Annotated in this window: 23 protein-coding genes; 7 read left to right on the top strand and 16 right to left on the bottom strand. The window is 74.8% G+C overall.

All coding sequences use genetic code 11. From position 1 onward, the window contains the following. The first annotated feature begins 5 nt into the window (after positions 1-5). Positions 6-536 carry a 5-(carboxyamino)imidazole ribonucleotide mutase gene (gene purE, locus QWY29_RS13165; RefSeq protein ID WP_300961631.1) on the top strand — a complete coding sequence of 177 codons (531 nt, stop codon included), beginning with the start codon at positions 6-8 and terminating at the stop codon, positions 534-536. A gap of 192 nt (positions 537-728) precedes the next feature. Here purE and QWY29_RS13160 read toward each other — a convergent pair whose 3' ends face one another. The 9 genes from QWY29_RS13160 to QWY29_RS13120 form a co-directional block, all read right to left on the bottom strand. Continuing rightward, positions 729-1,421 (bottom strand): response regulator, encoded by a 693-nt coding sequence (locus QWY29_RS13160; protein ID WP_300961477.1) that lies wholly within the window; start codon positions 1,419-1,421, stop codon positions 729-731. Beyond that, the gene (locus QWY29_RS13155) at positions 1,418-2,704 is read right to left on the bottom strand and encodes a sensor histidine kinase (protein ID WP_300961476.1); all 1,287 of its coding nucleotides are present in this window, start codon (positions 2,702-2,704) and stop codon (positions 1,418-1,420) included. Before QWY29_RS13155 ends, QWY29_RS13160 begins: the two co-directional genes overlap by 4 nt. Continuing rightward, positions 2,701-3,717, bottom strand: a complete 1,017-nt coding sequence (locus QWY29_RS13150) for an acyltransferase family protein (RefSeq protein WP_300961475.1) — start codon at positions 3,715-3,717, stop codon at positions 2,701-2,703. Before QWY29_RS13150 ends, QWY29_RS13155 begins: the two co-directional genes overlap by 4 nt. Beyond that, positions 3,714-4,676 (bottom strand): D-alanine--D-alanine ligase family protein, encoded by a 963-nt coding sequence (locus QWY29_RS13145; RefSeq protein WP_300961474.1) that lies wholly within the window; start codon positions 4,674-4,676, stop codon positions 3,714-3,716. The genes QWY29_RS13150 and QWY29_RS13145 overlap by 4 nt, the downstream gene beginning before the upstream one ends. Then, positions 4,673-5,830 carry an alanine racemase gene (gene alr / locus QWY29_RS13140; RefSeq protein WP_300961473.1) on the bottom strand — a complete coding sequence of 386 codons (1,158 nt, stop codon included), beginning with the start codon at positions 5,828-5,830 and terminating at the stop codon, positions 4,673-4,675. The genes QWY29_RS13145 and alr overlap by 4 nt, the downstream gene beginning before the upstream one ends. Further along, entirely contained in the window at positions 5,827-6,462 is a 636-nt protein-coding gene (locus QWY29_RS13135; protein ID WP_300961472.1) for a M15 family metallopeptidase, read from the bottom strand. Before QWY29_RS13135 ends, alr begins: the two co-directional genes overlap by 4 nt. 128 nt (positions 6,463-6,590) lie before the next feature. Next, positions 6,591-8,708 carry a xanthine dehydrogenase family protein molybdopterin-binding subunit gene (locus QWY29_RS13130; RefSeq protein WP_300961471.1) on the bottom strand — a complete coding sequence of 706 codons (2,118 nt, stop codon included), beginning with the start codon at positions 8,706-8,708 and terminating at the stop codon, positions 6,591-6,593. After that, complete coding sequence (locus QWY29_RS13125) at positions 8,705-9,700, bottom strand: FAD binding domain-containing protein (protein ID WP_300961470.1); 996 nt, start codon at positions 9,698-9,700, stop codon at positions 8,705-8,707. The genes QWY29_RS13130 and QWY29_RS13125 overlap by 4 nt, the downstream gene beginning before the upstream one ends. Beyond that, positions 9,697-10,227, bottom strand: a complete 531-nt coding sequence (locus tag QWY29_RS13120; protein WP_300961469.1) for a 2Fe-2S iron-sulfur cluster-binding protein — start codon at positions 10,225-10,227, stop codon at positions 9,697-9,699. The genes QWY29_RS13125 and QWY29_RS13120 overlap by 4 nt, the downstream gene beginning before the upstream one ends. Positions 10,228-10,719: 492 nt before the next feature. On the opposite strand from QWY29_RS13120, the gene QWY29_RS13115 reads away from it, so the two are divergent. Beyond that, the gene (locus tag QWY29_RS13115) at positions 10,720-11,988 is read left to right on the top strand and encodes an HNH endonuclease signature motif containing protein (RefSeq protein WP_300961468.1); all 1,269 of its coding nucleotides are present in this window, start codon (positions 10,720-10,722) and stop codon (positions 11,986-11,988) included. A gap of 26 nt (positions 11,989-12,014) precedes the next feature. Here QWY29_RS13115 and QWY29_RS13110 read toward each other — a convergent pair whose 3' ends face one another. Beyond that, positions 12,015-12,422: a CoA-binding protein gene (locus tag QWY29_RS13110; RefSeq protein WP_300961467.1), complete on the bottom strand. Its 408-nt coding sequence runs from the start codon at positions 12,420-12,422 to the stop codon at positions 12,015-12,017. Between the two features lie 134 nt (positions 12,423-12,556). Between QWY29_RS13110 and QWY29_RS13105 the strand changes: the two genes are divergently transcribed. The 4 genes from QWY29_RS13105 to QWY29_RS13090 all read left to right on the top strand — a co-directional run bounded on the left by QWY29_RS13105 (position 12,557) and on the right by QWY29_RS13090 (position 15,965). Further along, positions 12,557-13,468, top strand: a complete 912-nt coding sequence (locus tag QWY29_RS13105; RefSeq protein WP_300961466.1) for an Ig-like domain repeat protein — start codon at positions 12,557-12,559, stop codon at positions 13,466-13,468. Between the two features lie 113 nt (positions 13,469-13,581). Further along, complete coding sequence (locus QWY29_RS13100) at positions 13,582-14,325, top strand: sulfite exporter TauE/SafE family protein (protein ID WP_300961465.1); 744 nt, start codon at positions 13,582-13,584, stop codon at positions 14,323-14,325. Between the two features lie 50 nt (positions 14,326-14,375). Beyond that, complete coding sequence (gene dps, locus QWY29_RS13095) at positions 14,376-14,924, top strand: DNA starvation/stationary phase protection protein Dps (protein ID WP_300961464.1); 549 nt, start codon at positions 14,376-14,378, stop codon at positions 14,922-14,924. Between the two features lie 186 nt (positions 14,925-15,110). Beyond that, entirely contained in the window at positions 15,111-15,965 is an 855-nt protein-coding gene (locus QWY29_RS13090) for a sigma-70 family RNA polymerase sigma factor (RefSeq protein WP_300961463.1), read from the top strand. Positions 15,966-16,009: 44 nt separating this feature from the next. On the opposite strand, the gene QWY29_RS13085 is transcribed toward QWY29_RS13090, so the two are convergent. From QWY29_RS13085 to QWY29_RS13060, 6 genes are all read right to left on the bottom strand, one after another. Further along, the gene (locus QWY29_RS13085; protein WP_300961462.1) at positions 16,010-17,254 is read right to left on the bottom strand and encodes a WXG100-like domain-containing protein; all 1,245 of its coding nucleotides are present in this window, start codon (positions 17,252-17,254) and stop codon (positions 16,010-16,012) included. After that, complete coding sequence (locus QWY29_RS13080) at positions 17,251-17,544, bottom strand: hypothetical protein (protein WP_300961461.1); 294 nt, start codon at positions 17,542-17,544, stop codon at positions 17,251-17,253. The genes QWY29_RS13085 and QWY29_RS13080 overlap by 4 nt, the downstream gene beginning before the upstream one ends. Next, on the bottom strand, positions 17,541-17,921 hold the full coding sequence (locus tag QWY29_RS13075) for an SAV_915 family protein (RefSeq protein ID WP_300961460.1): 381 nt from the start codon (positions 17,919-17,921) through the stop codon (positions 17,541-17,543). The genes QWY29_RS13080 and QWY29_RS13075 overlap by 4 nt, the downstream gene beginning before the upstream one ends. Before the next feature lie 64 nt (positions 17,922-17,985). After that, positions 17,986-18,807, bottom strand: a complete 822-nt coding sequence (locus QWY29_RS13070) for a hypothetical protein (RefSeq protein WP_300961459.1) — start codon at positions 18,805-18,807, stop codon at positions 17,986-17,988. Further along, positions 18,807-19,676 carry a crotonase/enoyl-CoA hydratase family protein gene (locus QWY29_RS13065; protein ID WP_300961458.1) on the bottom strand — a complete coding sequence of 290 codons (870 nt, stop codon included), beginning with the start codon at positions 19,674-19,676 and terminating at the stop codon, positions 18,807-18,809. Before QWY29_RS13065 ends, QWY29_RS13070 begins: the two co-directional genes overlap by 1 nt. Then, complete coding sequence (locus QWY29_RS13060; protein WP_300961457.1) at positions 19,673-20,923, bottom strand: LCP family protein; 1,251 nt, start codon at positions 20,921-20,923, stop codon at positions 19,673-19,675. The genes QWY29_RS13065 and QWY29_RS13060 overlap by 4 nt, the downstream gene beginning before the upstream one ends. A gap of 23 nt (positions 20,924-20,946) precedes the next feature. Here QWY29_RS13060 and QWY29_RS13055 point away from each other — a divergent pair, with 23 nt between their 5' ends. Beyond that, entirely contained in the window at positions 20,947-21,477 is a 531-nt protein-coding gene (locus tag QWY29_RS13055; RefSeq protein WP_300961456.1) for an acyl-CoA thioesterase, read from the top strand. Positions 21,478-21,632 lie beyond the last annotated feature (155 nt).

Below are 21,632 nucleotides of genomic sequence, written 5' to 3'. Positions count from 1 at the left end.
GCACCATGACCACCCCCGCAGCCGAGGCCCCCCGCGTCGGGATCGTCATGGGGTCGGACTCCGACTGGCCCACCATGCAGGCCGCCGCCGAGGCCCTCACGGAGTTCGGCATCGCCCACGAAGCGGACGTCGTCTCCGCCCACCGGATGCCCGAGGAGATGCTCGCCTACGGCAAGGAGGCCGCCGGTCGTGGCCTGTCGGTGATCATCGCCGGCGCCGGGGGAGCGGCCCACCTGCCCGGCATGCTCGCCGCGGTCACCCCGCTGCCGGTCATCGGCGTGCCGGTGCCGCTGCGGTACCTCGACGGCATGGACTCCCTGCTCTCCATCGTGCAGATGCCCGCGGGTGTCCCCGTCGCCACCGTCGCCGTCGGCGGGGCCCGCAACGCCGGCCTGCTCGCCGTGCGGATCCTCGCCGCCACCGACCCCGCCCTCCAGCAGCGGATGGTCGACTTCCAGGCCGAGCTCAAGGCCTCCGCCCAGGCCAAGGGCGACGTCGTCCGCCGCGAGTCCGCCCCGCAGCGCCTCGGCTTCTAGCTGCGCGCACCCGTCGACGGACGGGAGCAACGCACCCCGCGGGCGACGTCTCCGCAGGTCGGCGGGCCGGGGTGGCCGGTTGGTCCCGTCCGTCGACGGACTACCAGAAGTGCCGCGGGAGACACGTTGGCCCAGGTCAGCCGGCCCCGGCGACCACTTCGGGTAGTCGGTCGACGAGGACTCCGGCCGGGGTCAGCCGACGAGGCCGTGCTCGTGGGCGAAGACGACGATCTGCACGCGGTCGCGCAGGCCGAGCTTGCGCAGGATCGAGCCGACGTGGGTCTTGACCGTCGACTCGCCGGCGAGGACGAGTGCGGCCGTCTCGGTGTTGGACAGGCCGCGGGCGACGGCCGCGAAGACCTCGCGCTCCTTCTCCGTCAGCGAGGAGTACGCCGCCGGGACGGCCGCCCGCGCGCGGAACTGGCCGTCGAGGAGCGTCGCGAGGTCGGTGGGGGCGAGGACGGCGTTGCCGGCGTGCACGGTGCGGATCGCGTCGCGGAGCATGACCGGGGTGGTGTCCTTGAGGAGGAACCCGCTGGCACCGTGCCGGATCGCGGTCGCCGCCCGGTCATCGAGGTTGAACGTGGTCAGCACGACGACCCGCACGGGGCGGGTGCGGCGGGCGACCCGGGCGGGGGAGAAGACCTGGCGGGTGGCCTCGACGCCGTCCATCTCCGGCATCCGGATGTCCATGAGCACGACGTCGGGCTCGAGCTCGTCGACGAGCCGGACGGCCTCGAGGCCGTCGCCGGCGGCGCCGACCACGCGCATGCCCTCCTGGGCGTCGACGATGACCCGCACGCCCTCGCGGAAGAGCTCCTGGTCGTCGACGAGGAGGACGCGGATGTCCTCGCCCGTCGGCGGCCCTGCCGGGGCGTCGGTCACCGCACGGCCCTCAGCGGCACCCAGGCGGTCGCGGTGAAGGTGGCGCCGCCCGGCTCCTCGCGCCGCCGCACGTCGAGCCGGCCGCCGACGGCCTCGAGGCGGCGACGCATGCCCTCGAGCCCGTGGCCGGCGGTGGCCTGCGCCCGGAGCTCGGCGAGGTCCACGGACGCCAGCGGTCGCGTCTCCAGGTCGCGTGCACCGTCGGGAGCACCCGGGCCGGCCTGGTCGCCGACGACGTTGCGCACCTCGAGCCGCAGCTCGCCCTCCCAGTGCCGCTCGACGAGCACCGGCTCGTCGCGGCGACCGTGGCGGATGGCGTTGGTGAGCATCTCCTGCAGCACGCGGAAGGCGACGACCTCGAGCTCGGGCGGCAGCGGTCGGGGCGCGCCGACCTCGGTGGAGACGACCTCGTGGCCGCTGGCGCGGACGCCCTCGACGAGCGCGTCGAGGTCGCCGTGCTGGCCGCTCGCCGCGGGCCGGCCGTCGGGGGAGCTGAGCACCTGGCGGACGTCCTGCAGCGAGGTGCGGGCGGAGGTGGCGATGTTGGCCATGGTCCGGCGGAGGGCCTCGGTGTCGGCCTCGGGGAGGTACTGCGCGGACTCGGCCTGGGCCAGGATCACCGCGAGCGAGTGGCCGACGACGTCGTGCACGTCGCGGGCGAGCCGCGCCTGGTCCTCGCGGAGCCGGGCGATCTCCTCGGCCTGGTCCCGCTCGGCCTCGGCGACGACCTGGGAGTCGCGCGAGCGCCGGGCGCGGTCGAGGAAGCGCAGCGCGAGCCCGAGCAGCCACGGCGTCGCGAGCAGCGCGAAGATCAGCAGGCTGGCGGGGATCCGCCAGTCCCCGCCGCGGTACGCCGTCTGCGCCAGCAGCCGGACCCCGATCAGGTCGAGCGCGCGGTAGACCAGGTTGCTGTCGAGCCACAGCACCGCGATGAGCGCGCCGAGCGGCATCGACAGGCCGCTGAGCCACACCGTCACCGCGCTGCCCCAGCGCGCGCAGCCGAAGGCCACGACCGCCAGGAGCACCTCCACCGTCATCGCGCCCACGCCGGCGGTCACCTGCACGGCCCCGGCGAACCACGCCGCGCCGAGGGCCGCGGCCGGGAGCGCCCGGGAGAGGCCGACTCCGGCGGCGACGGCCAGGACGACGACGTACGCCGCCGCGTGCTCGTCGGGCAGGACGCTGCGGACCTCGAGCACACCGAGGGCGAGGGCGGCGACCGCGGCCGAGGCGTCGGGCACCCAGCGCTGCCAGGCCGGCGGCGGGGTGCCGACGGTGGTCATGCCGCCACCGCCGTGCGGGCGCGGGCGGCGCGGTCGCGTCGCTGGAGCGGCGCCTCGACGTACCGCCACGACAGCGCGGCCGCCAGCAGGGTCAGCACCGCCGCGAGCGGGCCGGCGAGGTCGGTGTGGGGGCGCAGCCAGACGGTGAGCGGGTAGTTCCACAGGTACGCGGCGTAGGAGACCGTCCCCAGCAGCACGAGCGGCCGGAGGGCGGGGGAGTCCACGGTCGACCAGGTCCGCCACGAGGACAGCACGACCGCCGTGAGGAGCGCGATGGCCGGGCCTCCTGCCAGGTAGGTGAGCGCGTGACCGCGCAATGGAACCACGGCGAGGACGCCGAGACCCGCCAGGGCCGCCGGCACCGTCCACGACGGCAGCCGGAGCCGGTCGGCGTGGAGCCGCGAGGCCGCGCCGACGACGAAGCAGACCGCCCACGAGGTCGGCAGCGCGTAGGCGAGGTCGGGGTCCTCGCGCAGCCACACGACGGTGGCGACGCAAGCGAGCAGGCAGGCGCCGGCGGCTGCCACGAGGAGCAGGCCGGTGCGACGACGCGGCACCGCGAGCAGCAGCAGCGCGGGCCAGACGAGGTAGAACTGCTCCTCCAGCGCCAGCGTCCACAGGTGGAAGGTCGCGTCGCTGGGGTCGCCCAGCGGGAGGTCCGCGGTCCAGGTGAGCGCGACCAGGACGGTGTCGCCGAGCCGGTCGCGGTCGCCGATCGGGTCGAGCGCGAGCGTCACGAGGACCACGCCGGCGACGAGCACGAGCAGCGGCGGCACGAGCCGGCGCGCCCGGCGGAGGTAGAACCGGCGCAGGTCGATGCGCCCCGTCCGCCCCACCTCGTCGACGAGCAGCCCGGTGATCAGGTGGCCGGACAGCGCGAAGAACACCACCACGCCGACCACGCCCGCACCGGGGAAGACGTCGGGGAACGCGTGCCGCAGGACCACCAGGCCCACGGCCAGCCCGCGGAGGAGGTCGATCCCCTCGATGCGGGCGGCGGTGCGGCCGGTCACGCGGCGAGGGCGGCGCGCACGAGCTCGTCGAGCAACGCGGCGTACGGCAGGCCGGCGGCCGCGAACATCCGCGGCACCTGCGAGTGCTCGGTCATCCCCGGCACGGTGTTGACCTCGTTGAGCACCAGCCCGGCCTCGGTGAGGAAGAAGTCGACGCGGGCGACGCCGTCGCAGCCGAGGGCGTCGTACGCCGCCAGCGCGGCCGCCTCGAGCGCCTTGGCGTCGACCTCGTCGAGCGCTGCGGGGACCTGGAAGTCGGCACTGCCGCCGTACTTCGCGGCGTGGTCGAAGAACCCGTCGACCACGATCTCCAGCGGCGGCGACGCGACGACCGAGCCGTCGGCCCGGCGCAGCACCGCGACGTCGACCTCGCGCCCGACGACGACCTCCTCGACGAGCACCCGGTCGTCGAGCGCGAGCGCCTCGGCCAGCGCCGGCGCCAGCCCGTCGGGCGAGCGGACCAGGCTGACGCCGAGGCTCGAACCGGCCGCGACCGGCTTGACGACGACCGGGCCGGTCCAGGCCAGCGCACCGGCCGTCGCGGCGGTGACGAGCCGGCCCGGGGCCGTGGCGATGCCGACCGCCTCGGCGACCAGCTTGGTGACCCACTTGTCCATCGCGACCGCGCCCGGGCCGACCGCGGACCCCACGTAGGGCCGGCCGGCCAGCTCGCAGAGCGCCGCCAGCTCACCGTCCTCGCCGTGCGGGCCGTGCACGACCGGGAGCACCACGTCGCAGCCGGCCAGCACCGCGACGGCGCCGGCCAGGTCGAGCCGGGGCCCGTCGTCGGTGGACCAGGAGCCGTCGCGGGCGATGGTCAGCCGCACGACGTCGTACGCCGCCGGGTCGAGCGCGTCGGCGACCGAGGCGGCCGAGGCCAGCGACACGTCGTGCTCGCAGCTGCGTCCGCCGCCGATGACGGCGACGCGGACCGGGGTGGCGGGCGGGGTGGTGGTCACGCGAGGCTCCTCAGGTGGGCCGCGCCGGTGGTGCGGCGCTGCAGGCGGGTGGCCGCGCCGAGGCCGGTGACGACCTCGTGCGGGATGGTGCCGGACCAGTCGGCCCAGTCGGCGGCGGTGGGCTCGCCGGCGTCGCCGGGGCCGAGCAGGGTGACGGTCGCGCCGAGGTCGACCGGCCGTTCGCCGAGGTCGACGACGACCTGGTCCATCGAGACCCGGCCGACCAGCGGGCGCCGGCGACCGGCGACGAGCACCTCGGCACGGCCGGAGGCGGCGCGGGGCAGCCCGTCGGCGTACCCGACCGGCACGAGCGCCAGGTGGGTCGGACGGTCGGTGCGGTGGTCGTGGCCGTAGCCGACGGGCGTGCCTGCGGGGACGCGGCGCACCGAGACCGCCGGCGCGGTGAGGGTCAGTGCGCCGCGCAGGGCGGTGGTGCCGGACGGGTCGATGCCGACGAGGCCGGCGCCGACGCGGCTCATCGTGTGGTGGGAGCGCGGGTCGGTGAGGGTGGCGGCGGTCGCGGCGAGGTGGCGGTGCCGCGGGCGGAGGCCGGCGGCGCGCGCGGTCTCCAGGGCCCAGGCGAAGCGGGTGCGGCCGCGCTCGTTGCAGGCGTCGCCGGGGTCGTCGGCGCAGCCGAGGTGGCCCATGACGCCGACCACCTCGACCCGGCCCTGCCGCTCGGACCGGCGAGCCGCGGCGCAGAGGGCGGCCCAGGTCGCGGGGGCCGCCCCGTCGCGGGCCATGCCGGCGTCGACGTGGAGGTGCACGCGGGCACGCCCGGGCGCGGCGACGACGGCCGCGAGGTGCTCGAGCCCGGGCACGGCGACGTCGACGCCGGAGGACACCGCGGCCGACCAGTCGGCGTCGACGGGGTTGAGCCAGCTCAGCACCGGTGCCCGCAGCCCGGCCGCCCGCAGCGCCAGCGCCTCGGCGAGGCTCGTGACGCCGAGCCAGGTCGCCCCGTGCGCGAGCGCGGTGCGAGCGACGTCGACCGCGCCGTGGCCGAAGCCGTCGGCCTTGACGACCGCCATCAGGTCGCCCGCGGCACGGTCGGCGAGGAGCCGGGTGTTCGCGCCGACCGCGGCCAGGTCGACCTGCAGCAGCGGACCGGAGGAGACGCCCGCCAGCGGCACGCTCGCGCACGTCGCGCTCACGCCGCCACCGCCTCGAGCACCGGCCCGTGCAGCGCGTGTCCCGCGCCGGTCACCAGCGCCCAGTAGCGGTCGCCGTGGCTCCAGTGCCACCACTCGGTCGGGTAGTTCACGAACCCCTCGGCGCCCAGCACCTCGGCGAGCAGGTCGCGGCGGGCCCGGGCCGCCGCCGGGATGTCGCGCGCGGCGGTGAAGCACCGGCCGCCGCTCTGCTCGGGCGTCGCGTCGACCGGCGTGCCGAGGTCCAGCTCGACCCCGGCCGGGTCCGTGCTCGTGTCGACGAGGGTCAGGTCGACCGCCGCCCCCGCGACGTGCGGGGCGACGTCCAGCGGCGCGACGAACCGGCTGGTCAGCCGTTCGAGGCCGGCCGCGTCGAGGTCGGGGTGCAGGGCCCGCAGCTGCGCGGCGTACGACGTGATGATCGTCTGCTGGTCAGCAGCGCTGCGGTGCCCCTCGAGCACCCGCAGCCGGAGACCGCCGGGCAGCGCGGCGTCGGCGCGGACCAGGCGCTCGGCCAGCGACCGGCGGACCAGGGCACCGGCGGGGGAGAGGTCGGCCCCGAGGCGGACCAGCGGCTCGCCGGACTCGATGACCGGCACGGCACGGACCCGCGGGTCCGCGAGGAGGATCGTCATGACGGCAACGCTGCCGCCCGACGACCCTCCTCCGCGTCCACCTGAGGTGCCGGAGCGCTGTCCTCGAGGAGGAGAGCTGGTCCTCCTCCGAGCCGTGCCTGCTCCAGGCTGCCTGCTCCAGGCCGTGCCTAGTCCAGGAAGTGGTCCGCGGTCAGCGGCAGGCCACGGACCCGGACGCCGGTCGCGTGCCAGGTGGCGTTGGCGACCGCCGCCGCGGTGCCGACGATGCCGATCTCGCCGATGCCGCGCGAGCCCATCGGGGTGGAGATCTCGTCGACGTCGTCGAGCCACTCGGCGTCGAGCTGCTGGACGTCGGCGTGCGCCGCCACGTGGTACGTCGCCAGGTCCTGCGTGACGGTGTGCCCGGTCCGCGGGTCGCGCCACCCCTCCTCGTGCAGCGCCGCCGACAGGCCCATGACCAGGCCGCCGAGCAGCTGGGAGCGGGCGGTCCGCGGGTTGACGACGCGGCCGACGGAGTAGACGCCGAGCATCCGCGGCACCCGGACCTCGCCGGTGTACCGGTGGACCCGCGCCTCGCAGAAGACCGCGCCGAAGGAGTGCAGCGCGTGACCGTCCATGTCGGCGTACTGACCCGACGCCGCGGTCGTCTCCACCCCCGGGTCCGGGGAGTCGCCGTGGTCGGCGCGGAACTGCTGCGCCGCCGCGACGATCGCGGTGCCCCAGGAGGTCGTGCCCGACGAGCCGCCGGCGACCGAGCCGAACGGCAGGTCGCTGTCGGCCATGTCCATCTCGATCGCCTCGGCCGGGCAGCCCAGCGCGTCGGCGGCGATCTGGGTGAGCACGGTGCGCGCGCCCGTGCCGATGTCGGTCGCGGCGATGGCCACGCCGTAGCGGCCGCCCTCGAGCGAGCGGACGCGGGCGACGTTGCCGGGCATCCAGAGCATCGGGTACGTCGACGCGGCCACGCCGGTGCCGACCCACCACTCGCCGTCGACGGTGGCCCGCGGCTCGACCGGCCGGTCGGCCCACCCGAAGCGCTCGGCCCCGCGGCGCAGGCACTCCACCAGGCGGCGGTTGCCCCAGGGGTTGCCCGTGTCGGGGTCGACCTCGGGCTCGTTGCGCACGCGCAGATCGACCGGGTCGACGCCGGTGTGCAGCGCGAGCTCGTCCATCGCGACCTCGTGGGCGAACATGCCGGGCATCTCGCCCGGCGCGCGCATCCACGACGGGACGGGCACGTCGAGCTCGGCGAGGCGGTGGGTGGTGGCGCGGTGCGGGGCGGCGTACATGACTCGTGCCGGCACCGCCGCCTGCTCGGCGAACTCCTTGACCCGCGCGCTCTGGCTCACCGTGTCGTGGCGCAGCGCCTCGAGCCGGCCGTCGGGGTGGGCGCCGAAGCGGACGCGGGAACGGGTGGGGGTGCGGTAGCCCGTCAGCGCGAACATCTGCTGCCGCGTCACCGCCAGTCGCACCGGCCGCCCCGGCACCGTCATCGCGGCCATCGCCACCGCCGCCTCGGGCGCGTGGGGGAGGCCCTTGGAGCCGAAGCCGCCGCCGACGTACGGCGCCAGCACCCGGACCTGCTCCTCCTCGAGGCCCAGCAGCGGGCCGATCGTCCCGCGCACCGGGCGCGGGCCCTGGGTGGAGTCGTGCAGGGTCAGCCGCTCGCCGTCCCACAGCGCGGTGGCGGCGTGCGGCTCCATCGGGTTGTTGTGCTCGTGGGGGGTGGAGTACGTCGCGTCGACGGTCACCAGCGCGCGGGCCAGCGCCTCGTCGGGCTCGCCGTCGAGGGTGTCGGTCTCCGAGCCGCCGTTGACCGACTCCGGTGCGTAGGTCTCGACGTCCTCGTCGAACGCCGACCGGTGCTCCGTGGCCTCCTGCTCGACCGCGACCAGCGTGGCCCCCTCGCGCGCGGCCTCGGAGGTCTCGGCGAGCACGACCGCCACGATCTGCCCGCGGAAGTCGATCGCGTCGTCCTGCAGGATCGCCAGTTCGCGGTCGCTGGTGTCGGCCAGCCGCGGCGCGCTCGTGTGGTCGATGACCGAGACGACGCCGGGGTGGGCGAGCGCCTCGGACGGGTCGACGGCGACCACGCGGCCGCGAGCGACGGTCGAGGTGACCAGCCAGGCGTGCAGCGGCGGCTCGCCGGCCGGTCCGGTGACCGGGTGCTCGACGGCGTACGTCGCGTCGCCGGTGACCTTCTCGACCCCGTCGCGGCGCAGCAGGCTGGTGCCGATCGAGCTGGTCGAGCGGAGCGGGTCGGGGGTGACCTCGTTCGCGGTCATCGGGCGGCTCCTTCCACGAGGCTCGTGAGGGTGAGGGCGGTCAGGTTGCGGACCATCGGCACCTTGTACGCCGTCTGCTCGTCGGTCACCGCGGCTGCGAGCTCGGCCTCGGCCGCCGCCCGCACCGACTCCTCGCTGACGAACCGGCCGCGCAGCTCCGCCTCGGCCACCTCCGCCCGCCACGGCTTGTGGGCGACGCCGCCCCACGCGATCCGCACGTCGCTGACGCGCCCGTCGTCGTCGAGCTCGACGCCGGCGGCGACCGAGACGAGGGCGAAGGCGTACGACGCCCGGTCGCGCGCCTTGCGGTACGTCGACCGCCGCGCCGCCGCGCTCGCCGGCAGCTCGACCGCCGTGACCAGCTCGCCGTGCGCGAGCGTCGTGTCCTGCTCCGGGCGGTCGCCCGGCAGCCGGTGGAAGTCGCCCATCGGCACCCGCCGCTCGCCGTCCGGGCCGAGCACGACCACGGTCGCGTCGACGGCGGCCAGGGCCACCGCCAGGTCGGAGGGGTGGGTGGTCACGCAGCTCTCGCTGGCGCCGAGGATCGCGTTGTAGCGGCCGTAGCCGCCGACCGCGCTGCAGCCGGATCCCGGCTCGCGCTTGTTGCACGGGGTGGTGACGTCCTGGAAGTAGACGCAGCGGGTGCGCTGCAGCAGGTTCCCGCCGGTCGTGGCCTGGTTGCGGATCTGGCCGCTGGCGCCGGCGAGCAGGGCGCGGGCGACGACCGGCCAGCCGCGGCGCACCGCCCGGTGCGCGGCCAGGTCGCTGTTGCGCACGTTCGTGCCGATGCGCAGGCCGCCGTCCGGCAGCTCGGTCACCTCGTCGAGCGGCAGCCGGCTGACGTCGACCAGCGTCCCGGGCCTCGTGACGCCGAGCTTGAGGTGATCGACCAGGTTGGTGCCGCCGCCGAGGAAGCGGGCGTCGGGGTCGCCGCTCACCAGCGCCACGGCCGAGGCCGCGTCGTCGGCGCGGTGGTAGGTCAGCTCCTTCACGCGGCACCGCCCTCGCTGCTCGCGGCCGCCGCCTGCTTGACGGCACCGAGGATGCCCACGTACGCACCGCAGCGGCACAGGTTGCCGCTCATCCGCTCCCGGACCTCGTCGTCGGTGAGCTCCGGGTCGGCCTCGAGGTCGTCGCTGACGTGGCTGGCGTGGCCCTGCTCGATCTCCTCCAGCACGCCGACCGCCGAGCACACCTGGCCCGGCGTGCAGTAGCCGCACTGGTAGCCGTCCTGGTCCAGGAACGCCTGCTGCACCGGGTGCAGCCCGCCGTCCGCGCCGCGCAGCCCGCCGGCCGTCGTCACCTCCGCCCCGTCGTTGGCCACCGCGAGCGACAGGCAGGTCAGGTGCCGGCGCCCGTCCAGCAGCACCGTGCACGACCCGCACTGCCCGTGGTCGCACCCCTTCTTCGGGTTCGTGACCCCGAGCCGCTCCCGCAGGGCGTCCAGCAGCGTCGTCCGGGTGTCGACCGTGACGGTGCGCTGCTCCCCGTCCACGGTGAGGGTGATCTCCGCATCCATGGCGTCGCAGTACCCACCCCCAACCCGTCTCCTTCGGCTGGTCGAGCAGGGACCCCCGACGAGCGTCCTCGGCTGGTTGAGGAAGGCGCGCAGCGCCGGTCTCGAAACCCTGGGCAGCCGGCCCTCGACCTTCGGGCCGTGGGTGGTCGCGGTGGGGCAGCTATGAGGAGAGGTACGCCGTGGCTCGCGGCTGCTTCCCGGCTCACGGCGGGCACCTTCGCTGGTCGAGCAGCGAGCCCTGGCGAGCGTCGACGAGACCCCTGCACCCCGACCTTCGGCCTCGAGGCCGTGGGCGCTTGCGGTGGGGGCAGCTATGAGGGAGAGGTACGCCGTGGGTCGCGCGCCGCCGCCGGCTCACTTCGGCTGGTTGAGGAGGGCCGCCAGGCCCGTCTCGAAACCCGCCTAGAAATTGGTCGACGTTGTTGTCCGAATAGTGGTCTGACCTGGGGAAACACTCCCGCCACTGTCGGTGGTCGCTGCTTGAGTAGACCCATGGCCAAGGACTCCCGACACAGTGCGCACCCCGTGTGCCGCGCGGTCGCGAAGTCCCGCAAGAAGACGCGCTCGGCGTGCGGCTCCCAGCTGTGGCAGATGTCCGACACCGAGGTCTCGACCGCCCTCCTCGAGGCCACCCGGCTGCGTGCGCAGGTCGAGGCCCTCGAGCTCCGCCTGGCAGCCGAGGCCGACCGCCGCGCGGTCGGCGACAAGGTCGGCGCCACCGACACCGCTTCGTGGTGGGGCCACGAGACCCACCAGGACCGACCCGCCGCCAAGCGGCGGATACGGCTCGCGGAGTCCCTGGACCGCCACGCACCGACGTCCGCCGCACTGATGGAGGGCGCAATCAGCGTCGACCACGCCCGCGTCATCACCGATTGCATCGATCGGCTTCCCGATGACCTGCCCGACCTGACGATCCCGGAGCGTGCCGAGAAGCACCTGTTGAACGAGGCGCTCGACGTCACGCCGAAGACGCTGGCGATCCTGGCCAAGCACGTCCTGACCGTCGTCGCACCGGAGATCGGCGAGGAGCGCGACGCCCGCGCCCTCGAGCGCGAAGAACGTGAAGCGCGTGCCAATGCGTGGTTGACCATGTGCCCCGACGGCAAGGGCTCGGTGCGCGGGAAGTTCTCGGTCCCCACTCTGCACGGCGAGATGCTGAAGAAGATGCTGCTCGCGTTCGCAGCGCCGAAGCACCAGGCCGCCACCAAGCGAGACGACCAGGACCGGTCTGCGGTCGTGGAGCGGAGGCCGTCTCCCGAGCGGATGGGCGACGCGTTCTGCGAGCTCCTCGAGCGCCTGCCCGCCGACCACCTACCGAAGCTCGGTGGTCTCAACGCCTCCGTCGTGGTCCTCATCGACTACACCGACCTCCAGAGCGACACCGGCCGCGCCACCCTGGAGTCCGGCGAACCGATCTCCGCCTCGCTCGCCCGCCGGATGGCGTGCGAAGCGGGCCTCCTCCCCGCCGTCCTCGGCAGGACGTCAGAGCTCCTCGACCTCGGCCGCACCGCCCGCCTCTTCTCAGGCGCCCAACGCCGCGGACTGGCCATCACCCAGAAGACCTGCACCGCGGTCGGCTGCGACTGGCCGGCACATCTCTGCCACGCCCACCACGACGACAGCTGGCTGCGAGGCGGCAGCACCGACCTCGCCAACGGCCGGCTCCTCTGCCCTCGCCACCACGCCCGGATCCACGACTCGCGCTTCGAGACCACCCACCATCCGGGTGGCGGCGTCACGTTCCACATGCGGACCTAGACCAGCCCGACCAGAGGGGTGGTGGGTCAGCGGCGACGCCACTCGATGGCGGGGCAGGTGTCCATGACCATGGGGACGCCGGCGGCGGTGGTGCGCTCGAAGGCGGCCTCGTCGACGACGCCGAGCTGGAACCACACGGCCTTGGCGCCGACGGCGACGGCTTGGTCGGCGAACTCTCCTGCGGCCTCGGAGCGGCGGAAGACGTCGACGACGTCGACCGGGAAGGGGATGTCGGCGAGGGTGGCGTACCCCTGCTCGCCGAGCACGGTCTCGGCCGACGGGTGGACCGGGACGATCCGCTTGCCGCGCTGCTGGAGCAGCTCCGCGATCTGGTACGCGGTGCGGCTGGGGTCGCCCGACAGGCCGACCACCGCCCACGTCTCGCAGTCGTCGAGCATGAACCGGACGGCCTCGGGATCCTGCCAGCTGGTCATGGCCCCAGTGAACCACCGCGGCATGACCGAACGGTTGCCCGAATCCGCTGCGAGCCAGGTCACAGGCGGCCTACGTTTCTCGATGGCCGCTGCAGGGAGGCAGCGCCGTCTGCTTCTGGGAGGGAGCTCTACACATGACGACTTCTGCTGTCACCAAGCGCCTGGCCGCCACCGGCCTCGCGACCGTCCTCACGACCAGCGCGCTGGTCGGTGCGTCCGCGGCCTCGGCCAGCGCCGCGCCTGAGCAGGCGAAGGCCCTGGGCGGTGGCGGCGCCACGTTCAGCTGCATGCTGCCGGTGCTCAACCTGCCCGTCGACGTGCCGCTGAGCCTCGACGGCCTGGCCCTGCCCACCAGCCTGCTCGCCGACGCCCCGCTGCCCATCCCGCTCGGCGGCCTGCCGCTGCTCGGGTCCCTCGAGGTCGGCGGCCTCCTCGGCCTGCTCGGCAACCTGCCGCTGCCGATCGGGCAGCTCGGCGCCAACCTGCCCGGGTTCGACCTCCTGCTCGGCGCCCTCGAGCTGCCGATCTCGGGCCTCGGCTCGGCGCTCGGCCCGATCAGCGAGATCACCGGCATCGCCGGCTCGCTGACCGGCGGAGACCTGCGGGCGCCGGCGAAGGCGGGCGTCTACGACGTCAAGCTGCCCAGCTCCTTCCAGCTCGAGGCGCTGCTGCCGGCCCCGCTGAGCGGCCTGATCCCGGCCTTCCCCTGCACGATCAAGGACGGCGAGAACCCGACCGTCGGCACCGTCAAGGTCACCAAGCAGCGCGCGGCGATGAACGCCCAGGCGAAGAAGGCCGTCATCAAGAAGGGCAAGCCGGCCAAGGTCATGACCGCCGTCGCCCGCCAGGACGGCCAGGCCGCCACCGGTCGCGTCGTCGCGCTCGTCGGTGGCAAGCAGGTCGCCAGCAAGCAGCTGCAGAACGGCCGCGCGACCCTCGCGGTCAAGAAGCTCGGCAAGGGCGCGAAGAAGATCGTCGTCAAGTACCTCGGCAACGGCTCGACCCAGTCGGTCAAGAAGACCGTCAAGGTCACCGTCAAGAAGTGACGCCTACGCCGGCACCCTGACGGGCCGGCACAGCAGCGCCCGGTCGGCCGAGCTCCTCGGCCGGCCGGGCGTTCGTCGTCGTCTTAAGTCAATCGACTCGGTAGGCTTCGGGGGTGCTCGCCGTCCCGCTCCTCCTCGCGCTGCCGGTCGGCGTCGTCGCCGGGGTGCTGGTCGGCGCGGTCGGCGTCGGTGGCCTCCTGCTGCCCGTCGCCCTCGCCGGCCCGGGCGGCCTCGACCCGCACGAGGCGGCGGCGACCAGCTCGTGGGCGTTCCTGTTCACCGGCCTGGTCGCCGCGGTCGTCCTGGCCCGCACCCGCCGCGTGCGGTGGCGCTCGGCCGGACCCCTGGCGCTCGGTGCGGCGCCAGGCGCGGTGGCCGGCGCGCTCCTCGGCGGGGCGGTCCCGGGCTCGGTCCTCGTGCTGCTGCTCGCCGTCGTGACCCTCGGCTCCGGCCTGCACGACCTCCTCGGCCCGCGGCCGGCACCCCGCGACCGCGTCCTGCGCGCACCGACCCTGGTCGCCCTGGGTGCCGCGGTCGGCGTCGGCTCGGCCCTGACCGGCACCGGCGGCCCGGTCCTGCTCGTCCCGGTGCTGCTCGCGCTCGGCGTCGACCTGCTCGAGACCATCGCGCTGGGCCAGCTGGTGCAGCTGCCGGTCGTCGCCTCGGCCGTCGCCGGCTCCTGGCCGCAGGGGTACGTCGACGTACGGCTCGGCACCGTCCTCGGCCTGCTCGCCGGCGCCGGCGCGGTCCTCGGGCTGGCGCTCGCGCGGCGGGTCCCGGCCGCCGGCCTGCGCCGCGCCACGAGCGTCGTCCTGGTCGTCACGGGCCTGGGCCTGGCCGCCTCGATCGCCCTGTGACGCGGGCCGCGCGGCGATTCGCCCGCGGGGGTGATGGGTACCTGCGCGCCATGACCAACAAGCTCCGCTACACCGTCCCCGGCATGAGCGAGTCCGACGCCGAGCGCGTCGTGGAGTTGCTCCAGGGCCGGCTCGACGCCACCAACGACCTGCACCTGACGCTGAAGCACATCCACTGGAACGTCGTGGGTCCGCACTTCATCGCCGTCCACGAGATGCTCGACCCCCAGGTCGACGCCGTCCGCGGCTTCGCCGACGAGCTCGCCGAGCGGATCGCGACCCTCGGCGGGTCCCCGTGCGGCACGCCCGGCCGCCTGGTGGAGCACCGCCACTGGGAGGAGTACAGCATCGGCCGCGCCACGACCCAGGAGCACCTCGGCGCGCTCGACCTCGTCTACGCCGGCGTGATCGAGGACTACCGCAAGGGCATCGAGGAGCTCGGCGAGCTCGACCCGATCACCGAGGACATGTTCATCGCCCAGACCAACCAGATCGAGCTGTTCCACTGGTTCGTCCGGGCCCACCTCGAGGACAAGAGCGGCAACCTGAGCACCGCCGGCGCGACCTCCGAGACCGAGGCGGCGAGCGCCGCCGGCTGAGCCCGGCGCCGCAGCACGAGCACCGCAGCACGAAGCACCGCACCCGACCGGGGCATGGACCGCGAGGTCCGCGCCCCGGTCGTCGCACGTCTGGACCGATCCACCCGAACGGGTGGCAGGGCTCCACGGGCCGTGGGACGATCGGCTCGATTGGCTGGGGGGTCAGCCGATGAGGAAGAGGTCGCGGTGACCGCAGGCACCTGGACGGACGACGAGGGCGCGTCGCTCGGGACCCCCGTGCGCCCGACCGCCCCGGCGAGGTCGCTCCGCCCGCCGCCGCAGGCCGCGGGCCTCACCGACAGCCGGCGCCGGATGGAGACCGCCCGGCTGCTCTCGCGCGCCCGGGCCAGCCAGGGCGAGCTCCGCACGCGCTACGAGGACGACGTGATCGCCCTCAACATGGGCGTCGCCTCCGACGTCGCGCGGCGCTACCACGGGCGCGGCATCCCCGACGAAGACGTCGACCAGGTCGCCTACCTCGGGCTGGTCAAGGCGGTGCGCGGCTTCGACCCGACGCTCGGTGACGACTTCCTCAGCTTCGCGGTGCCGACGCTGCGCGGCGAGATCCGCCGCTACTTCCGCGACGCCGGCTGGACGGTCCGCCCGCCCCGCTCGGTGCAGGAGGTCCAGGCCCGGGTCACGACCGCCGAGGGCGAGCTGACCCAGCGGCTCGGCCGCGCGCCGCGCCCGGCGGAGGTGGCCGAGCACCTCGACGTACCCCTCCCGCTGGTGCTGGACTCGCTGAACGCCACCGGCTGCTTCACGCCGGTCTCGCTCGACGCGCCGTGGGCCGACGGCGGCGACGACCCGACCCGGTCGATGGGCGACCTCGACCCGGCCTTCGCCTCGGCCGAGGCCCGGCTCGCGCTGCGTCCCCTCATGGAGGAGCTGACCGAGCGGGAACGGCGGATCATCGAGCTGCGGTTCTTCGAGAACCGCACGCAGACCCAGATCGGCGACGAGGTCGGCGTCACCCAGGAGCAGGTCTCCCGGCTGATCACCCAGATCCTCGCCCGGCTGCGCCGCAGCCTCGCCGCCTGACGGGACCTGCCCCAGGACGACACCGCGCGCCATCGGCGGCGGGGTCAGCTCAGCCAGCCGCCCACGGTGTCGAGGGCGCCGCCGACCCCGTCGGCGATCGCGTCACCGGTGTCGGCGAGCGCGCCGAGGCCCTCCTCGAAGGCGGCGCCGACGTCGGGGCCGTTCTCGAACAGCGAGTCGATCGCGCCGTCGGCGAAGATCGACACGCCGGCGCCGACGACGGCACCCACCGCCGCGCCGACGGCGGTGCCGGCCACGGGCACGACCGACCCGACCGCAGCACCCACCGCGGCGCCCGCGCCGACGCCCGCGAGGAGGGAGCCGCCCTGCGAGACCGCGATCTGCGTGGCGCTCTCGCCCTCCTGGTAGTCGTTGTAGATGCCGAGGCCCAGGCCGAGCGGACCGAGGATCTTGCCGGCCCGTCCGAGGTAGCGCGGCAGGCGTCCTCCGTCGAGGTCGTCGGCGCGCCGGAGCAGGTCCTCGGCCTCGTCCAGCTTGCCCTGGATCGCGAGCCGGTCCGCCTCGAGCCGGGCCTCGTCGAGGGTGCGGAAGAAGAACCACTTGCGCTTCACGTAGCGGTCCGGGTTGGCCTGGAGGTCGCGGATGGCGCGCTCGGCCTCGCCCAGGAGGTCGCGGGCACGGCCGTGCAGGGCCGACTGGTTGCGCGCGATGCTGACGCCGATCACGCCGGCGGCGAGGTCGCCGAGGACGTCGCCCATGGTGACGATCCACGACGCGTGCTGGCCGACGGTGTACTCGTCCTGGAGCGCCCGGCACGCCGTGGCGTACTTGCGGTCGATCCGGGCCGCCTCGCTCGCGGCGTGGTTGTAGGCGCGGATGAGGTCCTGGTGCGCGTCGTACGCCGCCACGTCCCGGTTGTGCGCGGCGACCTCGGCCTCGGTGCCGGTGAAGCCGTCCGGCGGGCGGGCGGGCCCGGGGCCCGGGTCGGCGATGACGAACCCGCTGACCGACAGGCCGGCCGCCCGCGCGTCGGCGCGGATGGTGGCCATGTCGGACTGGCAGGTCCGCAGCTTCTCGGCGAAGTCCCCGAGGTCGTCGGCCATCTTCTTGGTGGCGGTCTCGAGGTCGTCGGTGGTGTCACGCCCGGTGCGCACGGCCGCCGCGAACTGGTCGCCGGCCTCGCTGTCCCACGACGACTCGGCGTCGCGGCGGGCCTCGTTGAGGCGGTCGGAGGCGTCGGACAGCGCCGGCGCGAGCTGGTCGCGCAGCCAGGTCTCGGCGGTCTCGATCGACGCCGGCGAGCCCTGGATCTCGGTGTCGACGCTCACGGCGTCATCACCTCGCGGATCTCGGCAAGCCCGAGGGCGGAGTCCTCGTCGACGGTGCGGTAGTAGGTGCGGCACTGGCGGACCAGCTCGGCGCCCGAGGTCAGCGCGGTCGAGACCTCGCCGGCGCTGTCGGTGACCTGGGCGATCATGGCCGCGATCACGGCGGTCATCGGGCCGGCGTCGATGCCGCTCGGAACGCTGTCGGCCAGGTCCTCCAGGCCCGACGCCCCGTTGTCCAGGGCGGTCGCGATCGTGCCCAGCACGGCGAGGTCGACGTAGACGCGGCTCATGCCGGCGCCCCGCTCCCGTTGTCCCGATGAGTCCCGGCAGTCTCCGCCGGACCAGCCGCGCCGACCGTCTCGTCCGCCGTGGCCCCGGCGTCCTCGCGCAGCCCTGGGTCCACGTCGACGAAGAGCAGGTCGTAGGGCGTGGCGTCGTGGATGTGCTGAAGCGCCGCCCCGTCGCAGAGCACCCACGAGCTGTCGGGCAGGTAGTGGTCGTGCAGCCGGTCGAGCGCGGAGTAGGCGTAGAGGGCGGTGCGCCCGTCGGCCACCTGGTGGAGCACGACCCGGCGGGCGGTGGGCTCGGGGTCGTCGGTCGTCGGCACGTAGACGACCGGAGGCAGCGTCGGACGTGACGGCTGCTCGTCGGCGGGTGTGGTGGTCATGCCCCGCAGTCTGACCGGCAGCGGGGTTGCGAAAACCCCGGGACGCCGACGAGTGCCGCACGCCTCAGCGCGAGGTGCGCCGCCGCCCCGGCGCGAGGCCGAGCTCGTCGCGCACCCACGCGGCGAGGTCAGCGGGGTCGTGCCCGAGGTCCGCGCAGCGGAGCTCGATGCGCCCGCTCCCCGTCCCGGCGCCCGTCCCGGCGACGGTACGGTCGCCCGGCCGCGCCCGGCGGTCCGCACCGCGCCACCAGCGCGGGCACAGCGTCCGCTCGACCGGCCCGTCGACCCGCAGCAGGACGTAGCTCGTGCCCTTGATCGGTCGCACCTCGCTGACCTGGTCCCGGCCGACGCGCTCGCGGCCCCAGGAGGCGTCGTGCACGACGTGGTCCGCCGTCAGCCACAGCGCCTCGACCCGCCGCCGGCCAGCGACCGCCAGCAGCGCACGGACACCGAACCAGGCGCCGGCCAGCGCGATCGGCACCGACCACAGCGCCCACTCCCCGCCGGCGGCCAGGCCGACCCCGAGGAGCGCGCAGCCCAGCATCAGCAGGCCCACGTCGAGCGCGACGGCGTACCACCACTCCGCCGCGCGGGCCCGGACCCCCACGGCGGGCTGGCCCTCGACGGTGCCGGCGCCGACGACCGGGAGCCGGTCGGCCAGCGCCGTGGCGACCGCGAGCCCGAGCGTCAGCAACCCGGCGTACGCCGTGTAGCCGACCAGCAGCATGACGGCCGTGACGTCGTGCGGCACCGCGGCCAGCACGCCGACGACCGCGGCCGCCGCGAGCAGGGCGAGGACCAGGTTGGCTGCGACCGCACCCCACTTCTCGCGGCCGCCGAACCGGCGGGCCGGGGGACCGCCCGGCGCCGCGCCGGGGGCGGCCATCAGAAGACCGGCGGCAGGTCCGAGGCCCGGCCGGTGAACTGCGGCGCGCGCTTCTCGCGGAAGGCGGCCACGCCCTCCTTGCCGTCGCCGAGCGAGGTCCAGTACATCGCCAGCGAGTCGTTGAGGTGCGCCTCGAGCGGGTCGGCGGCCGCGGCGCCGCGGTGCAGCAGCTGCTTGGCCAGCGCGAGGGCGACGGGGGAGCGGCCGTCGACGAACGACCGCGCCAGCCCCTGCGCGGCGGGCAGCAGCTCCTCGGGCTCGTGCACCGAGCGCAGCAGCCGCCCGGCGAGGGCCTGGTCGGCGGTCAGGATCTCGGCGGAGTAGACCCACTCGAGGGCCTGCTGGATGCCGACGATGCGCGGCAGGAAGTACGACGACGCCGCCTCCGGCACGATCCCGAGCTTGCCGAAGACGAAGCCGATGCGGGCCCGCGCCGAGGCGATCCGCAGGTCCATCGCGAGCGTCATCGTCGCGCCGATGCCGACCGCGGGGCCGTTGATCGCTGCGATGACCGGCTTGGGCAGCGCGTGGATCGCCAGCGTCACCTTGCCGCCGGTGTCGCGGACACCCTCGTCGTACGGCGCCTGGTCGTACGCCGCGCGGAACTCCGCCGGGTCCGGGCGCAGCGTCTCGTCGAGGCCGAAGACGTTGCCGTCGGCGGAGAGGTCCATGCCCGCGCAGAACGCCCGGCCGGAGCCGGTGACGACCACCGCGCGCACGTCGTCGGCGAGCGCGTCGGTCCGGAAGACCTGCTCGAGCTCGCGCGCCATCGTCACGCTGAAGGCGTTGAGCTGGTCGGGGCGGTGGAGCGTGAGGGTCGCGACGCCGTGGTCGTCGACCTCCCACAGCAAGGTCTCGTAGGAGCTCATCCGGTCACTTCCTTCGGCAGGCCCGTCGGGGTGCACAGCTTCCGCGGGATCGAGTCGGTGTCGTCGTCGATGATGGCGTCGAACATCTGCTGGGAGCGCTCGGGGTCCCAGTTGACCTGGAGGTCGCTGATGGGCACGCCGCAGGTCAGCCCGGACTCGCCGGTGACGCGGGTCATGGCCATCGCCCACAGGCCGGCGCGGACCGGGCCGGTGCCCTCGCCGAAGGCGAAGAAGCCGGGCACCGACTGGTTGAGGTCCCAGTAGCGGAACGGGTTGAGCACGGTCCAGGGCGAGACGACCTTCCTGCCGACCGCCGAGACGACCTCGCGCTGCGCCTGCGCGCGCTGGATGTCGCCGAAGCGGGCGTAGGTCTTGCGCGACCGGGCGTAGCCGAGCGCGGTCGGGCCGTCGGCCTCCTGGCAGCCGGCCTTGATGTCGAGCTTGGCCTGGGGGTCCTTCATCGCGTTCTCGGGACAGATCTCGACGCCGCCGACCGCGTCGACGACGCCGGCGAGGCCGCCCATGCCGATCTCGACGTAGTCGTCGATGCGGATGCCGGTCTCGTCCTCGATCGTGCGCACCAGCAGCTTCGGGCCGCCGAAGGCGTACGCCGCGTTGATCTTGGTCGTGCCGTGGCCCGGGACCTCCACGATGGAGTCGCGGGGGAGCGACATCAGCAGGTTCGGCCCGGAGCCGGTGTGCAGCAGCATGATCGTGTCGGTGCGCTGGCCCTGCGCGCCGCCGGTGCCGAGCCGCTTGCGCTCCTCCCTGGACAGGTCGCCGCGCGAGTCGCTGCCGACGAGCAGGTACGTCGTGCCCGGCTGGTCGCCCGGACGGTCGCCGTCGGGCTCGAAGTCGACCTTGTCGACGTCATTCCACGCCAGCACCGGCACGAGGACCAGGTAGGCGACCCAGGCGAGCACCAGCAGGAGGATCCAGCGCGGTCGCGGCCGGGGGAACCGGAACCCGCGCCGGCCCCCGTGCTGCGCGGGCGGCGGCTCGACCGGTGCCGGTGCGGGCCGGCGGGGCTCCTGCCCGCGCTGGCCCGGCGGGGACTGCTGGCCGCGGGGCGGCACCGGCTGCGCGGGCCGACCGGGCACGGCGCGCGAGCGGCCGCCGTCGCGCGGCTGGACCGGCATCACGCGGGTCTCCTCGGGGCCCGGCTCACGGCCCTGCTTCTTGCCGTAGAGCCAGCCGTACTCCCGGGACCCGTCCTCGGGACCGCCGTTCCGCGGACGATCTGCCATGGGCGGGACGCTACCGTGCGGCCATGCCGGAGAGCGTGCAGCCGAAGCCGTCCGAGGAGCCGCTGCGGCCCCTGCCCCCGTCGTACACGCGGGTCTCGCTCGGCCAGGTCGTGACCAGCCGCGAGGCCAACCTGCTGGGCAACATCCACGGCGGCGAGATCGTCAAGCTCGCCGACTCCGCCGCCGGTGTCGTCGCCCAGCGCCACAGCGGCGGCCCGGCCGTGACCGCCGCGCTCGACGAGGTGACCTTCCTCGAGCCGGTGCACGTCGGCGACATCGTCCGCACCTACGCCCAGGTCAACTGGGCGGGTCGGTCGTCGATGGAGGTCGGCGTCCGCATCGAGGCCCAGCCCTGGGACGACCCGACGGTGACCTCGCTGCACGTCGCCTCGGCGTACTTCGTCTTCGTCGCCATCACCCCCGAGGGACGCTCCCGCCCGATCCCGCCGCTGCGGCCGGAGACCCCGGACGAGGTACGCCGCCAGCGCGAGGCCGAGATCCGGCGTGCGCACCGCCTCGCCCGCCGCGAGGAGATCGAGGCCGCGCGGGGCTGAGCGGTCTCCGCGGTCGTCGGGGGTCGCGACCGTCACGTCAGCGGTCCGAAGACCCGGCGCGTCGCGCACGGCTGTGACGGCTGTGACTGGTGATACTGGCGGGGCAGCACTGACCTTCCCCTTCAGTACTCACGGCAGTACCCAGCAGAAAGAGG

This window comes from Nocardioides abyssi (assembly GCF_030412915.1).
Lineage (GTDB): Bacteria > Actinomycetota > Actinomycetes > Propionibacteriales > Nocardioidaceae > Nocardioides > Nocardioides abyssi.
The sequence above is the reverse complement of the archived record's forward strand: the minus strand, read 5'-3'. Positions and strand labels throughout refer to the sequence as shown.

Excerpts from the sequence above, each read along its gene's own strand:
- QWY29_RS13120 (WP_300961469.1), bottom strand. The coding sequence starts at position 10,227 with ATGGATGCGGAGATCACCCTCACCGTGGACGGGGAGCAGCGCACCGTC.
- QWY29_RS13135 (WP_300961472.1), bottom strand. The coding sequence starts at position 6,462 with ATGACGATCCTCCTCGCGGACCCGCGGGTCCGTGCCGTGCCGGTCATC.
- dps (WP_300961464.1), top strand. The coding sequence starts at position 14,376 with ATGACCAACAAGCTCCGCTACACCGTCCCCGGCATGAGCGAGTCCGAC.
- QWY29_RS13130 (WP_300961471.1), bottom strand. The coding sequence starts at position 8,708 with ATGACCGCGAACGAGGTCACCCCCGACCCGCTCCGCTCGACCAGCTCG.
- QWY29_RS13075 (WP_300961460.1), bottom strand. The coding sequence starts at position 17,921 with ATGACCACCACACCCGCCGACGAGCAGCCGTCACGTCCGACGCTGCCT.
- QWY29_RS13110 (WP_300961467.1), bottom strand. The coding sequence starts at position 12,422 with ATGACCAGCTGGCAGGATCCCGAGGCCGTCCGGTTCATGCTCGACGAC.
- purE (WP_300961631.1), top strand. The coding sequence starts at position 6 with ATGACCACCCCCGCAGCCGAGGCCCCCCGCGTCGGGATCGTCATGGGG.
- QWY29_RS13155 (WP_300961476.1), bottom strand. The coding sequence starts at position 2,704 with ATGACCACCGTCGGCACCCCGCCGCCGGCCTGGCAGCGCTGGGTGCCC.
- QWY29_RS13105 (WP_300961466.1), top strand. The coding sequence starts at position 12,557 with ATGACGACTTCTGCTGTCACCAAGCGCCTGGCCGCCACCGGCCTCGCG.
- QWY29_RS13080 (WP_300961461.1), bottom strand. The coding sequence starts at position 17,544 with ATGAGCCGCGTCTACGTCGACCTCGCCGTGCTGGGCACGATCGCGACC.
- QWY29_RS13070 (WP_300961459.1), bottom strand. The coding sequence starts at position 18,807 with ATGGCCGCCCCCGGCGCGGCGCCGGGCGGTCCCCCGGCCCGCCGGTTC.
- QWY29_RS13065 (WP_300961458.1), bottom strand. The coding sequence starts at position 19,676 with ATGAGCTCCTACGAGACCTTGCTGTGGGAGGTCGACGACCACGGCGTC.
- QWY29_RS13060 (WP_300961457.1), bottom strand. The coding sequence starts at position 20,923 with ATGGCAGATCGTCCGCGGAACGGCGGTCCCGAGGACGGGTCCCGGGAG.
- QWY29_RS13115 (WP_300961468.1), top strand. The coding sequence starts at position 10,720 with ATGGCCAAGGACTCCCGACACAGTGCGCACCCCGTGTGCCGCGCGGTC.
- QWY29_RS13055 (WP_300961456.1), top strand. The coding sequence starts at position 20,947 with ATGCCGGAGAGCGTGCAGCCGAAGCCGTCCGAGGAGCCGCTGCGGCCC.